This is a genomic window from Brevundimonas sp. M20 (genome assembly GCF_006547065.1).
In the GTDB taxonomy this organism is placed as follows: Bacteria; Pseudomonadota; Alphaproteobacteria; order Caulobacterales; family Caulobacteraceae; genus Brevundimonas.
Genome location: NZ_CP041243.1, coordinates 1745880 through 1761091 on the forward strand (window position 1 = coordinate 1745880; position 15212 = coordinate 1761091).

Sequence of the window (15212 nt, forward strand, 5' to 3'; positions counted from 1 at the left end):
CCCTACCAGACCCCGCGACGGTGTCACCCCGTGCGTAACGATTGATCGCTGGCCGGACCCGAGCCGCTCACGCGTGGAACGTCCCGGGCTCGCCCGGATCAGCGCGCCGCCGCCTCGCCCCCTCCAAGCACGCTGGTCGCGGTGAAGGTCGGGGCCAGCAGGGCGATATCGTAGCCCAGCGCCAAGTCACGCCAGTCCTCCGGCACGTTCGACAGCCCCCCGGCCCGGAGCGCCCGCAGATCAACCAGCATCCACGATCCCGGCGCCGCATCGCCCGGCCGGGCGAGGACGACATCCTTGCGCCAGTCCGCGTCCTCGGAGTCCATATCGAAGGCGCGCTCGGAGGTCGGTCGTCCGACGCCCGCATACCCCGCGTAGGAGCCCCTCGCCCCCGCCACCATGATGTGCAGAGCCGTGACGCCCTCCCCCTCGGCCCGCTCGGCCACATAGGCGCCGATGTCGCGCTGATTGAGCGGATTGAGCGACTTGTACAAATGCCAGGCGCCGAACTTCATCAGCACCCGTGCGTCAGGATTTTCGGCCAGACGGGCGGCGAGCGTGCGCTTCATCAGTCGCGCCCGGCGGCCGTTCGGATCGCCCTGACGCGCCTGCGACGCCTGATAGATGGCGCGGCTTTCCGTCAGCAGGCCGAACAGATACTGGACGCGCGCGCCACCATCCTGCGCGATCGCGGCAGCGGCCTGATCAAGGTCATCCTGCGCGGCGGAGAGCAGGAACAGCGCGCCCGGTGATCCTGAGGCCAGCGCGGCGGCGGTCGCTTCCTGCTCCTTCGCGGCCAGACCCGTCAGGGCGGCGCGGGTGAGCGGACCCGGGTTCGCGGCCAGCATTTCCTCAAGCAGATGACCGCTGGCGCCGAGGAATTCCTGATCCAGTCCCCACAACTCGAAGTCCGGTCCGGCGGCGGCGGCGCAATCGCCCACCGTCCGGACCTCATCGCGTCCGCGATAGAAGGCGATGGCGTCCGGATGCGTGGTCAGGAAATCGCCCATCAGTGTCTCGCGGTCATCTGACCTCATGACGGAACCGACGACACGAGCCGCTTCCGGGCCCGTCTCGATGACCATGGCGTCGAGGCCGGAGGGCGCCATCAGTCGACAGATACGGGTCGTGAGCTCCGGGATTTCCCGCGTCATGTGGGTCTCGCCGATCAGAACATAGCGGCTGCCCGCGACGGCCTCGGAAAGGACCAGCCCGCCCGCGCCTGAAAGACCGTCCGCATTGACCTCCACAGACGTGATCACCCGGGCAAGGCGCGCAGGAAAGTCGGAAGACGCGTCCTGGGCGACCGCACTGGTCGCAAGCGCGCCGAAACCGGCCAGAAGAACCGCCGAAAGACCCCGATGAACTTTACGCACTGCTTCCCCCGAAAATGAATCAACTGCAAAGCTCGTCTAGCGAGACCCACCGGGGATGGCCAATGAACTCGCGTCCACATCGGGGCGGCCATTGATCCGGGGCTGTAACCGTTTACGCTGGCATTTGAAGGGTTCAGACGGCGGGCAACGCCGCGAGCCGACCAGTTTTGTAATGGGCAGGAAACATGGCTGACGTCCGGCTGACCGGCGTGACCAAGCGCTTCGGGACGACCGAGGTGCTGAAGGGAATCGATCTGGAGATCGCGGACGGCGAGTTCGTCGTCTTCGTCGGCCCCTCGGGCTGCGGGAAGTCGACCCTGCTGCGCACCATCGCCGGTCTGGAAGAGGCGTCGGGCGGCGAGATCGCCATCGGCGGGCGCACGGTCAACGACCTGTCCCCGTCGGACCGGGGCATCGCCATGGTGTTCCAGTCCTACGCGCTCTATCCGCACATGAGCGTATATGAAAACATGGCCTTCGGGCTGAAACTTGCGAAGGCGGACAAGGCCGAGATCGACCGCCGGGTGCGCGCCGCCGCCGAAACGCTGAACATCACCGACTATCTGGAGCGCAAGCCCAAGGCCCTGTCCGGCGGCCAGCGCCAGCGCGTCGCCATCGGTCGCGCCATCGTGCGCGAGCCCGAGGTCTTCCTGTTCGACGAGCCCCTGTCCAACCTCGACGCCGCCCTGCGCGTGCGGATGCGCTACGAGTTCGCCGGCCTGCACGAGCGGCTGGAGACGACCATGATCTACGTCACCCACGACCAGGTCGAGGCGATGACGCTGGCGGACAGGATCGTGGTGCTGAACAGCGGGATCATCGAACAGGTCGGCGCGCCGATGGAGCTGTACGAGCGCCCCCGCAACCTGTTCGTGGCCGAGTTCATCGGCAGCCCGAAGATGAACCTGATCCCCGCCGAAATCGTCACCGCGACCGCGAAGGCCGCGACGGTGAAAACGGCGCTGGGCGACACCCTGAAGGTCTCCGTCGACGCCTCCGCCGCCAAGGCCGGAGACGCCGTCACCGTCGGCATTCGTCCCGAACACCTGACCAGCGGCGGCAAGGCCGGGGACATCAAGGCCGAGGTCACCTTCGCCGAGACCCTGGGTCACGCCACCTTCGCCTACGCCGCCTATGGTGACACGGCGCTGACGCTTCAGCTGCCCGGCGACGTGCGGCCGAAGACCGGCGAGGCCCTGACGCTGGCCGTACCCGCCGGTCAGGCCCACCTGTTCGACGCCTCCGGAACCGCTTTCGACCGTCTGTAGGCGGAAGGCGTGTTGCATCGCACAAGCGCGGGCTTACAGATGGAGCCATGCCCTCCCCGGCCACGCTGACCATCGACCTGAACGCGCTCGCCGCCAACTTCCACACCCTTGAGGCCGTGGGCGGCGTGCCTGTGCACCCGGTTGTGAAGGCCGACAGCTACGGCCTCGGCGCGATCGCTTGCGCCTCGCGACTGATGACCGAGGGCGCCCGCACCTTCTTCGTCGCCCGCGCCGCCGAGGGCGAGGCCCTGCGCAGCGCCCTGGGGCCGGAGCCGGTGATCCATGTGCTGGACGGCTGCCTGACGGGCCATGCCGCCCGCCTGATCGCGGCGGACCTGCGCCCCGTGCTGAACACGCCGGACCAGCTGGCCGAGTGGCGGGCCGCGAACGGCGGCGCCTGCGGCCTGCAGATCGACACCGGCATGAACCGTCTGGGCTTCCGTCCCGGGGACGCGCCCGAGCCGTTTGACGGTCTGGATCTGGTGCTCAGCCATCTGGCCTGTTCCGACGACCCCGATGAGCCGATGAACGCCCGCCAGCGGGACGCCTTCGCCGCCGCCGCGCAACGGTATCCCGGCGCGACCCGCTCATTCGCCAACTCGGGCGGGGTCTTCCTCGGCCCCGCCTACGCCTTCGACGCCCTGCGTCCGGGCATCTGCCTTTACGGCGGCGGCCCGGAAGGCCGCCCCGATCCCCGCATCAAGGCCGTCGCGACCCTGGAAGCGGAGGTGCTGCAGGTCCGGGATGTCCCGGCGGGTGAAACCGTCGGCTATTCGCGCGGCTTCCATGCGGTCCGCCCGACGCGCATAGCGACCTGCGCGGCGGGCTATGCGGACGGCCTGCTCCGTAGCTACAGCCCCGGGGGACAGGTCTTCGTCGGCGGCGCCCTGCGGCCGATCGTCGGACGGGTGTCGATGGACGTCTGCGCCGTGGACATCGGCGATCTGGACGTCGCCGTCGGCGACAGGGTCGAACTGTACGGCGCCAACCGTCTGCTGGATGACGCCGCCGCCGCCGCCGGCACCATCAGCTACGAGCTGCTGACCTCGGTTACGGTGAGAGTTCCGCGCCTCTACGTCGGGTAGCGGACGACCCCCGGATAACCGCACAACTATTTCCAATAAACTCAAGCTTACAGAAGTCAGGCACGTTGTCGGATCATTTAATCGCCGTCAGTTCTGGGCTGACTGCACAGCTTGTTATGTAAGCAACCGGACATAGAGAATTAATACTCGAGCACACGGAACCCGAGCTTCCCCCGCAAGTTGAGCCCGCTCAAGCGAGAACGCCTCTCGCGTGATCGGGGAAACAGATGCGTGTGCTTGTGACCGGTAGCTCGGGCTTCGTCGGCAAGGCTCTGATGGAGCATCTCAGCGGACTTGGGCATGAGGTCTGCGGCTTCAGTCGCCAACCCCGCCCGTTCTCGATCGCGGGCGACCTGCTCGATCCCGCCACCATCCGGCATGCGCTTGAGACCTTCCGCCCGGATGTCATCTACAATCTGGCGGCCGAAACCGATCTCAAGGGCGAGGCTGTCAACGGCTATGCGGCCAACACGGTCGGGGTGCGCAACCTGCTCGACGAGGTCCAGCGCTCGCCCACGGTTCGGCGGGTGATCTGGGCGTCATCACAACTGGTCTGCAAGCCGGGCCGACCGCCCGCCTCCGACACCGACTACTTCCCCGAAGGCGGCTATGGCGAAAGCAAGGTCGTGGGCGAAAAGATGGTTCGCGCCCGTTCCGGTGGCGGCAAGGAATGGGTGATCTTTCGTTCCACCACGATCTGGGGGCCGGGCATGAGCCCCCACTATGCCTCCATTCTGGGCATGATCCGCAAGGGGCTCTATTTCCATGTCGGCGGACGCCCGCTGATGAAATCCTATTCCTACATCGACAACCTGGTCGATCAGCTGGAGACGCTGGCCACGGCGCCCGCGGAGCAGGTCGCCGGTCGCACCTTCTATCTGGCGGACAGCGAGCCCATCGACCTGCGCGAATGGGCCGGCGGCTTCGCCCGGCATTTCCACAAGGCCATCCCCACCCTGCCGGAGCCGCTCGCGCGTGGCCTCGCGAGGGCCGGCGACGCCATGACCCGTCGCGGCGTGCGCTTCCCGCTGACCAGCCAGCGGCTGGACAACATGCTCACCGAGTACGTCTACGACGTCAGCCCCATCGACCGGGTGAGCGGCCGCACCCGCGTCAGCATGGCGGAGGGCATCGCCAGAACCGCGGACTGGTATCTGCGCGAACGGGCCAGGCCCGCCTGACCCGGCAGGTCAGAACTGGGCGTTGAGGGCGTCCTGCTGGGTCAGGGCGATGGCGAACACGGCGAGGATCATCGGCGCGGCGATGAGGAACAGAACCCGCGCGATCCCCGCCCAACGCGTGACAATCTCGTCGCCCAGCTCCGGGTAGCGACCGCCGAGCAGCCAGCCGATGAAACCGAACACCTCAAGCGAATTCGTCAGCGGGTCAGGCGCGGCGGTCGCCCGTCCGTCCTTCTTCAGGGTCCGCACCCGCCACATCAGCCGGACGGCGCTGAGGCTATAGGCCATGGCGATGACCCAGGTCACGCCGAACAGGATCATGAAGGTCTGAAGCGACATGGGAACCTATGCGTCATTTTTGGACGTATGGCTCTCGAGGCACCCTGCCCCGGCCCCGCCGATTCCTGTAAGCCAACCCCATGGCTAGAGACGGCGCAATATATGTTTGTCAGTCCTGCGGGGCGGTGCACGGCAAATGGTCCGGGCAGTGCAGCGCTTGCGGGCAATGGAACTCCATTGTCGAGGAGAGCCGCTCGGCTCCGCCCGGCGCGCTGAAGCCCGCCGCGACCAGCCGGGCGAAGGGCCTCAATTTCGAGACGCTGCAGTCCGACACGCCCGAGCCCCCGCGCATCGTCACCGGCGTCACCGAGTTCGACCGGGTCTGCGGCGGCGGCGTGGTGCCGGGCTCGGCCCTGCTTCTGAGCGGCGACCCCGGCGTCGGCAAGTCGACCCTGCTGCTGGAAGTGGCCGCCAGGGCCGCCCTCGCCGGGCGCCGCGTCGCCTATATCTCCGGCGAGGAGGCGGTGGAGCAGATCCGCTCCCGCGCCCGCCGCATGGGCTTTGAAAAGGCGCCGGTCGAGCTGGCCTCGGCCACGGCCCTGCGCGACATCCTCGGCACGCTGAAGCGCGAGAAATTCGACATCGTCATCGTCGATTCGATCCAGACCCTCTGGTCCGACGTTCATGAGGCCGGGCCGGGTTCGGTCACCCAGGTCCGGGCCTGCGCCAGCGAGATGGTGCGGCTGGCCAAGTCGGGCGGCCCGGCGGTCATTCTGGTCGGCCACGTCACCAAGGACGGCCAGGTCGCCGGTCCCCGGGTGGTCGAGCACATGGTCGATGCGGTTCTGAGCTTCGAGGGCGAGCGCGGCTATCCCTTCCGCATCCTGCGCGCGGGCAAGAACCGCTTCGGGGCCACCGACGAGATCGGGGTGTTCGAGATGGGCGACGGCGGACTGCGCGAGGTCAGCAATCCCTCCGCCCTCTTCCTCGGCGAGGGCAAGGATCGGGCGCCGGGCGCGGCGGTCTTCGCCGGCATCGAAGGCTCGCGCCCCGTGCTGGTCGAGATGCAGGCGCTGGTGTCCAAATCCGCCTACGGCACGCCCCGCCGCGCGGTCGTCGGCTGGGACACCGGTCGCCTGGCCATGGTTCTGGCTGTGCTGGAGGCGCGCTGCGGCATCAGCTTCGGCGATCAGGACGTCTATCTGAACGTCGCGGGCGGCCTGCGGATCAATGAACCCGCCGCCGATCTGGCCGCCGCGTCGGCCCTGATCAGCTCGGCCATGGACATGCCCCTGCCGCAGGGCTGCGTCGTCTTCGGCGAAATCAGCCTGTCCGGCGAAATCCGCGCCGTCGGCCGCGCCGAGGCAAGGCTGCGCGAGGCCCAGAAGCTGGGCTTCGATCAGGCCCTGTCGCCGGTCCTGACCGTCAAGGACAAGGGCGTAAAGGTCACAGCGGTGAACCGACTCAGCGAAGCGGTCGAACGAATCTCGCAAAACCGCTATTGAGACTGAACGTCCGGGTTTCGAGCGCGCATGAACGGTTTTGACGTCGTCGCCATTCTGGTTCTGATCGCCTCGGCCGCGGCCGGATGGGTGCGCGGGGGCACGCGCGAGATCATCACCCTGTTCAGCTTCGTGCTGGCCGCCTTCATCGCCCTGATCGCCCTGCCGCTGACGGCTCCGCTGGGCCGGGCGCTGGTCAATCCCGACTGGGCCGGAACGATCTTCGCGGCCATCCTGACCTTCCTGCTGATCTATTTCGGCATCCGCATCTTCGGCTCGATCCTGTCGAAGCGGGCGCAGGCGCATCCGCAACTCGGCGGCGTGGACCGGTTCGTCGGCGTCTTCGTCGGCGCGGCGCGCGGACTGGTGCTGCTGGGCGCAATCCATCTGGTGATCGCCGCCGCCATGCCGGGCGAAAGAACGCCGGGCTGGCTGACCAACGCCGCCGTGCGTCCGCTGACCGCCGGGGCCGCCCGCGCCATCCAGATCATCCTGCCGGGCATCGGCCGGGGCGTGGACGCCCTGACGCCGGTCGTCTCTTCGTCCGTGAGCAAAGGTTTTTCGGAAGAAGAAGCCTTGCCCTCGCCCCAAACAGACAATACTTCGCCCGCGTCCGCCGCCCGCTAGCGCCCCTGCTTCATCGGAGCCCCACGATGAGCCGCCTCGACCATTCCATCGCCGCCCCCGTCGTTCATCGGGAGCACCATCGAGACGCCGACGACGACCGTCCGCGTCTGGAATGCGGGGTCTGCGGCGTCTGGGGCGCGGACACGGACGAAGCCTCCTCCATCGTCGCCCTGGGCCTGCACGCCCTGCAGCATCGCGGTCAGGAAGCCTGCGGCATCGCCAGCGTCCACGACGCCCGCTTCCACACCGAACGCCACATGGGTCTGGTCGGAGACGCCTTCGGCGGCGCCAATCTGGCGGAACGCATGCCGGGTTCGGCGGCCGTGGGCCACACCCGCTACTCCACCGCCGGCGGCAGCTTCCTGCGCAACATCCAGCCGATGTTCGCCGATCTGGACCAGGGCGGCATCGCCATCGCCCACAACGGCAACCTGACCAACTTCAAATACCTGCACAGCCAGTTGGTCTCGGAAGGCGCCATCTTCCAGTCGACCTCCGACTCCGAGGTGATCCTTCATCTGATCGCCCGCAGCCGTAAGGCCAAGATCGTCGACCGCTTCATCGACGCGCTGGGCCGGATCGAGGGCGGCTACGCCCTGGTCTGCCAGACGCGCTCGAAGATGATCGGCGCCCGTGACCCGCTGGGCATCCGTCCGCTGGTTCTGGGCCGGCTTGGCGACGCCTGGGTTCTGGCTTCCGAGACCTGCGCCCTGGACACCATCGGCGCCACCTTCGTGCGCGACGTCGAGAACGGCGAGGTCATCGTGATCGACCACGACGGTCTGCGCTCGGTGAAGCCCTTCCCGGCCAAGGCCGCCCGCCCCTGCCTGTTCGAATACGTCTACTTCGCCCGCCCCGACAGCGTCGTGAACGGCAAGTCCGTCTATGAGGTCCGCAAGCGCATGGGGCGCGGTCTGGCCCGCGAATATCCGATCGACGCCGACGTGGTCGTTCCGGTGCCGGATTCGGGCGTGCCCGCCGCCCTCGGCTATGCTCAGGAAAGCGGCATCCCCTACGAGATGGGCATCATCCGCAGCCACTATCTGGGCCGCACCTTCATCCAGCCCAGCCAGGGCGCCCGTCAGAAGGGCGTGCGCATGAAGCACAGCCCGAACCGCGAGGTTCTGGCCGGCAAGCGCGTGGTGCTGATCGACGACTCCATCGTGCGCGGCACCACCTCGGTGAAGCTGGTGCGCGCCGTCCGCGCCGCCGGTGCGACCGAGGTTCACCTGCGCTCGGCCTCGCCGCCGATCCTGTACCCGGACTTCTACGGCATCGACATGCCCGAGCGGGATCAGCTGATCGCCGCGAACAAGACGCTGGAAGAGATGCGCGCCTACCTCGAGGTGGACTCGCTCGGCTTCCTCTCGGTCGACGGCCTGTACGGCGCCATGGACGCCGGCGTCCGCGACAGCGCCAATCCGCAGTTCACCGATCACTACTTCACCGGCGACTATCCGACCCGCCTGCTGGACCGTGAAATCGAGGAAGGCGGCCGCGAGGACAATACCCGGCAACTGTCGCTGCTCGTCAGCGCCTGAGGCATCCGCTTCCGACGCCGACAGGCTACCGCGCGTCCTCGTCCGGATGGGGCGTCCAGCCCGTCCAGTCCTGCGACGTATGGAAGACCCTGTGAATCCATAATCCGCCATCGGGGCCTCCGAGCAGCGAATAGACGATCAGATACGGCGTCCTGAGTACGGACTTCTCATACGTGCCCTCGCAATAGCCGGGGCGACCAATGGGCCGCCGGGCCAGCGCCGCGACAGTCTCGTCCAGACGGTCAGCCAGATGATCGGCCGCCGCCTCGTTCTTCTGGGTCAGGTAGGCGATCGCGGCGTCAAACTGGTTCAACGCCGTGTCGGACCAGCGAACGGACCTCACGTCTTTGATCTGGGCCCGTCTGATCTGTGTCTGTCGATGGTTCCGCGGATGCGAGCCATCGCGTCCTCGTGGGAGACGGTTCGACCTTCGCGGAAATCTTCCCGGGATTGCTCGACCGCCTCAAGCATTTCCAGTTCCCGATCCAGAAAGGCTTCCATGGCCCGCTCGGCTACCGCGGACGGCGTTCTTTGGGTGCGCTCTGCAAACAGGCCGAGCTTGGACTTGAGAGATTCACTCACACGCAGGTTCAGCGTTGCAGTCTTGGCCATCGCAATCTCCAACAACAACACAATGTAACACATTGACCCTTCGGCTCGCCAGACCTACGACGCCGCCATGACTTCCGATCTTCCCCTCAAAGACCGTATCGCCCTCGTCGTCGGGGCCACTCGCGGCATCGGTTACGAAAGCGCGCTCGCGCTCGCCAAGGCCGGCGCGCACGTCATCGCCACGGGCCGCACCCAGGGCGCGCTGGAAGATCTGGACGACGCCATTTTCGCCGCCACCGGCCAGCACGCGACCCTGATCCCGTTCGACCTCGTGGACGGCGGCGGCATCGACCGCATGGGCGGCGCCCTGTATGAGCGCTTCGGCAAGCTGGACATCTGGGTGCAGGCCGCCGCGACCATGGGCGCCGAGGGCCTGACGCCGGTGTCGAACGCCGACCCGCGCGGCTTCGCCAAGGTCGAGAAGACCAACTTCACCGCCGTCTATCGCCTGATCCGTTCGCTGGAGCCGCTTCTGAAGGCGTCGGACGCCGCCCGCGTCATCCACCTGACCACCAGCGTCGCCACCGTCCCGCGCGCCTTCTGGGGCGCCTATGCGGCGACCAAAGCGGGCGCCGAGGCCCTGATGAAATGCTGGGCCGACGAGATCGAGTCCATGCCGATCCGCGTCGCCATCCTCGATCCGGGCCGCATGCGCACCCAGCTGCGCGCCCAGGCCTATCCGGGCGAAGACCCGGAACAGAACATCCACCCGTCAGCCATCGGCCCGCTGATCGTCGAACTGGCTCGTCCGGACCTTGAGCCGCCGCTGACGGTCAGCTTCAAGGAATGGAACGCAGGCCCGCAGGCGTCGGCGCTGGTCTGATTGACGGAATGCGGCTCGTCCCGGCGAGCCGCGATCCGTCCCGCGACGATTGAGACGGACCCGGAGGACCGGTCGGATCGGCCCATGTCGATCTATTCCCTCCTCCTCGCTGTTCACATCGCCGGCGGCCTCGGCGCCGTCCTCATCGGGATCGCGCCTGTCCTGACCCGCAAGGGTGAGCGCGCCCATCGCCTGACCGGCCGAGCCTCCGCCTCCAACTATGTCGTCATCCACTGGCGCGACCGCGAGGGCCTGCTGCGCGAGACCCTTCAGACGCTGGAAGCCCGCCTCACCCCGCACGGCTTCGCCCGCGGCCACCGCTCGACGCTGGTGAGCCTCGCGCGGGTGCGGGCGCTGAAGCCCCTGTCCGACGGCGCCTGGCGGCTGACGCTGGACAGCGGAACGGAGCTGGTGGTCAGCCGGTCGTATCGGGATGATCTGTTGGCGCGTCTGAAGACGCCTCGCCCTGCGCCTCTTCCCGAACCGTCCTGATCGGCTCCGGCAACAGCGGCGGCGTGCTGTCGAAGAAGGTCAGATGGTCTTTCCAGATGTCGTGTGTCCGTTGGCGCGTCGCCTCGGTGTGGCAGCCCATCAGAACGATGGTGCGGATTGTTCCGCCCTTCACCAGATCCCACTGCGCATCACAGCGGACCTCGGCATAGGCCTCCCATGCCTTCTGCGCCGCGTTCAGGAGCTCAACCTGCCGCGTCGGCTCATCGCCGTACTCGCCGGACCCGGCATCCGTGGCCGCTGCCCGTTCCAGGGCCCGATCCAGATAGCGCTGCATACGCGCCTGCTCGGCGTTCACATCCTCAAGCGCACAGACATTGAGTTCCAGCGTATTCCCGTCCCGGACGCACCGGGGCTCCTCATGCGCATAGCTCGGGGCTGGCTCCGGCGGTCCGAACAGGGACTCGGCCTGCGAGGAAGGCGCGACTTGCAGGGCAAGCGACAGCGCGACAGCGAGAATCATCGGCGGGCTCCAGCGGACATCGCCAAGCTAGAGCGAGCCTCGCTCTTGTCGAGCCTGCCCTACTTCTTCGGCGCGTGCTTCTGACCCGTGCGAATTCGGCCCGAGCGGGAGACCTGACGCGCCCCGCCGCGCGCGCCCTTCTGGACGGCGATGGAGGAGCCGGCCTTCTTGGACGAACTGGCCTTCACGCCCGAGACGACCTTGGGCTGATGCTTGCGGGTCTTCTTCTGCTCCAGCGCCTTGCCCGGCAGGTTGGACAGCCGCTCCTCGGCCTCCTTGGCCTTCTTCACGCGGCGCGGCGCGGTCTTGGCGTCGCCCTTGTAGCGTTCCGGCCCCGACTTGGCGCCGCCCTCGGCATAGGGGTTGTCGCCGCTCGACTTGACGATCAGGCGGATCGGCGTGCCGGGCAGGTCGAAGCTCTCGCGCAGCGAGTTCACCAGATAGCGCTTGTAGTGGTCCGGCATCGCCTCGGCGCGGCTGGCCATCAGCACGAAGGTCGGCGGACGGGCCTTGGTCTGGGCCATGTATTTCGGCTTGATGCGCTTGCCGTCGACGGCGGGCGGCGGGTGCCGCTGGGTCGCCATGGACAGCCAGGTGTTCAGGTCCTTGGTCTTCACCTTGACCGACCAGGTGTCATAGGCCTTCAACACCGCGGGCATCAGGCGCTCGACGCCCCGGCCCGAGTGCGAGGACAGGGCCACGAACGGCGTGCCCTTCAACTGGGGCAGCTTGTCCTCGGCCATGGCCTTCAGCTTCGCCATGCGGGACTGGGGTTCTTCCTCCAGGTCCCACTTGGACGCGACATAGATCAGCGCGCGCCCTTCCCGCTCGACCAGATCGGCCAGTTGCAGGTCCTGGATGTCGAAGGCGTTGTCCTTGTCCATCATCAGGATCACCACCTCGGCGAAGGTGATGGCCCGGATGGTGTCGGCGACCGACAGCTTCTCCAGCTTCTCCTGCACCCGCGCCTTGCGGCGCATGCCGGCGGTGTCGACGAAGCGGATGGCCCGGCCTTCGTATTCCCAGTCGACCGAGATCGAGTCGCGCGTGATGCCCGCCTCCGGCCCGACCAGCAGACGATCCTCGCCCAGAAGGCGGTTCACCAGCGTGGACTTGCCCGCGTTCGGGCGGCCGATGACGGCGATGCGGATCGGTTTGTCGGTTTCCTCGACCTCTTCGATGAAGATGTCGGCCGAGGCCGCCAGAATGGCCTGATACAGGTCCGCCATGCCCTCGCCGTGCTCGGCGGAGATGGCCACCGGCTCGCCGAAGCCCAGCGCATGGGCCTCGCCCACGCCGCCGCCGCTTTCACGGCTCTCGGACTTGTTTGCCAGCAGGATGATCGGCTTGTGCACCTTGCGCAGACGGTCGGCGAAGATGCGGTCCAGCGACGTCACGCCCTCGCGGGCGTCCATCATGAACAGGATCAGTTCGGCGTCGTCGATCGCCGCTTCGGTCTGCTCGCGCATCCGGGCCTCGAGGCTTTCGTCGGTGACGTCCTCGTAGCCCGCCGTGTCGATCAGCGTCAGGTCCATGTCCCCGATGTTGCCGTCCGCATAGCGACGGTCGCGGGTCACGCCCGGGCGATCATCGACCAGCGCGAGCCGCTTGCCGACGAGGCGATTGAAAAGTGTCGACTTGCCTACGTTCGGGCGGCCGACGATGGCGACTTTGAGAGCCATGTCGGCCTTCTAACGCAGTTCGCGGGTTTTGGTCAGCGAATGCTGAGCAGGACGCCGCGATCAGTCAAAACATAGACCGCGCCGTTATAGGCGGCCGGGGCGATATAGGCGGGACCGCCCAGCTTGATCGAGCTGGTCTCGGCGCCCGTCTTCGGGTCGAGGGCGATCAGGTCACCGTCCGAATTGGTCAGCAGCAGGCGGTTCGACGCCAGCAGCGGCCCCGACCATTCCGGGGTCACGGTGCGGTCGAAGAAGCCCAGGAAGCCGCCTTCCTGACGGACGCGGCCCTCGTTGAGGTTCCGCGTCCAGTAGACCTGTCCGCTCTCGCGGTTGATCACCGTCAGTTCGCCGCTCTTCGACACGACATAGACCACGTCGCCGACCGGCAGCGGGGCGTTCACGCCCGCGATGGGCAGTTGCCACTTCGGCTGGCCGGAGCGGACTTCCATCGCCGACAGGACGCCCGAATGGCCGACCGCATAGACGACGCCGCGGCTGACGACCGGACGACCGGCGATGTCGCGAATTTCCGACAGGGCGCTGGTGCGGCTGGTGCGCGACAGGGTCTGGCTCCACAGCGACTGGCCGGTGGCCGCGCGCAGGGCGGTGACTTCACCCGACGAGAAGGGCGCGATGACCGTATCGCCGGTCACGGCCGGGCTGGACGCGCGCATGATGCGGGCAGGCTCGGGAATGCCGCGATACGACCAGGCCTGCTGACCGTTGGCCGCGTCGAAGGCGAGCATCTGGTTCTCGACGTCCACCACGAACACGCGACCGCCTGCGAAGGTCGGAGCGCCGTGGATCGGCACGTCCACGCGGGTGGTCCAAAGCACCGCGCCGGTGGCCTGATCCAGCGCCGTGACGACGCGATAGCCCGAGGAGACGAAGACCTTGCCTGCGCCGACGGCCACGCCGCCGCCGAAGCCGCCGCCGCCCGAACCGCCGCCGATGCCGAAGAAGCCGCCGGGGGCGTCGCGTTCGTCCGGCTTGATGTTGGCCTTCCAGCTGACCGCGCCCGTGGCGGCGTCAACGGCCGAAACCGTGGCTTCGCCGTCCATGACGAAGACGCGGCCGCCGTCGGCCACGATGGGCGACATGACCTGATGGGTCCGCGACGAGCCCGCGCCGATGTTCCGACGCCAGGCGACCGTGAAGTCCGCCGCGCCGATGACGTGCTCGACCGAGTTTTCAGCCGTGCCGCCCGGCTGGGTCCAGGCCACGGCGGCCTGCGGACCCGGAATGAAGAAGTCGCGGCCCGACAGCGCCGCCGACGGGGCCAGTTGCTGTTCGAACTCCAGGACGGAGATCCGCTGACCGGCGGTGGCCGTCGCGGTGTTGCCGTCGTTGCCGCCCAAGCCGAATGGCAGGACGTTGCGCACCGACGAGCAGGAGGCGGCGGTCATGGCGAGCCCGCACAGCAGGGCGACTTTAAGCACACGGTTCATGGCGAACGTCCTGGAGGCCGGGGTCACGGGCGGGCCGGAGCGGCGGGCTGAGGAGCTTGGGGCGCGGCGGCCGCCTGGGCCGGAGCTTGCGCCGGAGCCTGGGCCCGGTTCGGGGCGGCGGCGGCCTGGGCGGCGGCCATCTGGCCGACGATGGCCTGCACATTGGCCGCGCCGCCGGAGTCGATGGCGTCCAGAGCGATCTGGGCGTGCTGGCTGACCAGCGGCGGCGTGTCGATGTCGTTCTTCAGGACGACAAGGATCGCCTTGGCCTCGTTCGGCTTGCCGTGTTGCAGCAGGGCCAGGGCCAGGGCTTCTTGGGCGAAGGCGTTGAACGGGCGGTCGTCGCCGCTCAGGGCTTCGGCGCGCTTGGTGACCTGTTCGAGGGTCTCGATGTCCATCGCCAGCAGCAGGGCCTTGTAGGCGGCCGGGCCGGAGATCAGCGGATCGCGCGAGGCGGCGGCGGCTTCATCGAGGAAGGCCAGGGCCTGGGCGTCACGACCGGCGTCCAGCGCGATGCCCGCGCGGTGTTGCAGCGCCAGGGCCTTGTAGGCGCTGTTCCCCTCCTTCGCCGCCTGGGCGAAGGCGGCGTCGGCGCCGACCGGGTTGTTCGACTGGAGCGATTCGAGCCCTCGCTCCATCGCGATGGAGGCCTTGTCCGCCTTCGAGGTCTCCCACGATTGCCAGCCCCAGAACGCCAGTGCCCCGATCAGCGCGACGACCAGCACACCGCCGACAATGGGCAACCACACGCGGGCGAGACGCTTGTACCGTTCGGAGCGAAGCTCCTCCTCGACCTGCTCGAAGACATCAGACAC

The 15212-nt window shown here is 67.8% G+C and carries 16 protein-coding genes; 8 read left to right on the forward strand and 8 right to left on the reverse strand.

The features are described 5' to 3' along the window. Positions 1-98: 98 nt before the first annotated feature. Positions 99-1262, reverse strand: coding sequence for a hypothetical protein (locus FKQ52_RS08330; protein WP_141626756.1), 1164 nt, complete (start codon positions 1260-1262; stop codon positions 99-101). A gap of 299 nt (positions 1263-1561) precedes the next feature. Here FKQ52_RS08330 and FKQ52_RS08335 point away from each other — a divergent pair, with 299 nt between their 5' ends. From FKQ52_RS08335 to FKQ52_RS08345, 3 genes are all read left to right on the forward strand, one after another. Further along, positions 1562-2644: an ABC transporter ATP-binding protein gene (locus tag FKQ52_RS08335; protein ID WP_141626757.1), complete on the forward strand. Its 1083-nt coding sequence runs from the start codon at positions 1562-1564 to the stop codon at positions 2642-2644. A 47-nt stretch (positions 2645-2691) separates the two neighbouring features. Continuing rightward, on the forward strand, positions 2692-3729 hold the full coding sequence (alr, locus tag FKQ52_RS08340) for an alanine racemase (RefSeq protein ID WP_141626758.1): 1038 nt from the start codon (positions 2692-2694) through the stop codon (positions 3727-3729). A gap of 227 nt (positions 3730-3956) precedes the next feature. Next, complete coding sequence (locus tag FKQ52_RS08345) at positions 3957-4910, forward strand: NAD(P)-dependent oxidoreductase (RefSeq protein WP_141626759.1); 954 nt, start codon at positions 3957-3959, stop codon at positions 4908-4910. Between the two features lie 9 nt (positions 4911-4919). On the opposite strand, the gene FKQ52_RS08350 is transcribed toward FKQ52_RS08345, so the two are convergent. After that, positions 4920-5249: a hypothetical protein gene (locus FKQ52_RS08350; RefSeq protein ID WP_141626760.1), complete on the reverse strand. Its 330-nt coding sequence runs from the start codon at positions 5247-5249 to the stop codon at positions 4920-4922. Between the two features lie 80 nt (positions 5250-5329). Between FKQ52_RS08350 and radA the strand changes: the two genes are divergently transcribed. From radA to purF, 3 genes are read left to right on the forward strand one after another with little or no spacing between them, the layout of a single operon-like run. After that, entirely contained in the window at positions 5330-6694 is a 1365-nt protein-coding gene (radA, locus tag FKQ52_RS08355; RefSeq protein WP_141626761.1) for a DNA repair protein RadA, read from the forward strand. Positions 6695-6721: 27 nt separating this feature from the next. Beyond that, positions 6722-7318: a CvpA family protein gene (locus FKQ52_RS08360; protein ID WP_141626762.1), complete on the forward strand. Its 597-nt coding sequence runs from the start codon at positions 6722-6724 to the stop codon at positions 7316-7318. A gap of 26 nt (positions 7319-7344) precedes the next feature. Next, positions 7345-8859: an amidophosphoribosyltransferase gene (purF, locus tag FKQ52_RS08365; RefSeq protein ID WP_141626763.1), complete on the forward strand. Its 1515-nt coding sequence runs from the start codon at positions 7345-7347 to the stop codon at positions 8857-8859. 25 nt (positions 8860-8884) lie between these two features. On the opposite strand, the gene FKQ52_RS08370 is transcribed toward purF, so the two are convergent. Both FKQ52_RS08370 and FKQ52_RS08375 read right to left on the reverse strand, forming a co-directional pair. Then, a complete protein-coding gene (locus tag FKQ52_RS08370) occupies positions 8885-9202 on the reverse strand; it encodes a type II toxin-antitoxin system RelE/ParE family toxin (RefSeq protein ID WP_141626764.1) in 318 nt (105 codons plus the stop codon). Further along, the gene (locus FKQ52_RS08375) at positions 9199-9471 is read right to left on the reverse strand and encodes a CopG family ribbon-helix-helix protein (RefSeq protein WP_141626765.1); all 273 of its coding nucleotides are present in this window, start codon (positions 9469-9471) and stop codon (positions 9199-9201) included. The genes FKQ52_RS08370 and FKQ52_RS08375 overlap by 4 nt, the downstream gene beginning before the upstream one ends. A 67-nt stretch (positions 9472-9538) precedes the next feature. Between FKQ52_RS08375 and FKQ52_RS08380 the strand changes: the two genes are divergently transcribed. Together FKQ52_RS08380 and FKQ52_RS08385 are read left to right on the forward strand one after the other, a co-directional pair. After that, the gene (locus FKQ52_RS08380) at positions 9539-10294 is read left to right on the forward strand and encodes an SDR family NAD(P)-dependent oxidoreductase (RefSeq protein ID WP_141626766.1); all 756 of its coding nucleotides are present in this window, start codon (positions 9539-9541) and stop codon (positions 10292-10294) included. A gap of 84 nt (positions 10295-10378) precedes the next feature. After that, positions 10379-10786, forward strand: coding sequence for a LytTR family DNA-binding domain-containing protein (locus FKQ52_RS08385; RefSeq protein ID WP_141626767.1), 408 nt, complete (start codon positions 10379-10381; stop codon positions 10784-10786). Here the strand turns inward: FKQ52_RS08385 and FKQ52_RS08390 are convergent. From FKQ52_RS08390 to FKQ52_RS08405, 4 genes are read right to left on the reverse strand one after another with little or no spacing between them, the layout of a single operon-like run. Then, on the reverse strand, positions 10710-11267 hold the full coding sequence (locus tag FKQ52_RS08390; protein ID WP_141626768.1) for a lysozyme inhibitor LprI family protein: 558 nt from the start codon (positions 11265-11267) through the stop codon (positions 10710-10712). The two genes, FKQ52_RS08385 and FKQ52_RS08390, sit on opposite strands and share 77 nt — an antisense overlap. 59 nt (positions 11268-11326) lie before the next feature. Beyond that, complete coding sequence (der, locus tag FKQ52_RS08395; RefSeq protein ID WP_141626769.1) at positions 11327-12949, reverse strand: ribosome biogenesis GTPase Der; 1623 nt, start codon at positions 12947-12949, stop codon at positions 11327-11329. Positions 12950-12981: 32 nt separating this feature from the next. Beyond that, positions 12982-14397: a PQQ-like beta-propeller repeat protein gene (locus FKQ52_RS08400; protein WP_141626770.1), complete on the reverse strand. Its 1416-nt coding sequence runs from the start codon at positions 14395-14397 to the stop codon at positions 12982-12984. A 23-nt stretch (positions 14398-14420) separates the two neighbouring features. Beyond that, positions 14421-15212, reverse strand: coding sequence for a tetratricopeptide repeat protein (locus FKQ52_RS08405; protein WP_141626771.1), 792 nt, complete (start codon positions 15210-15212; stop codon positions 14421-14423).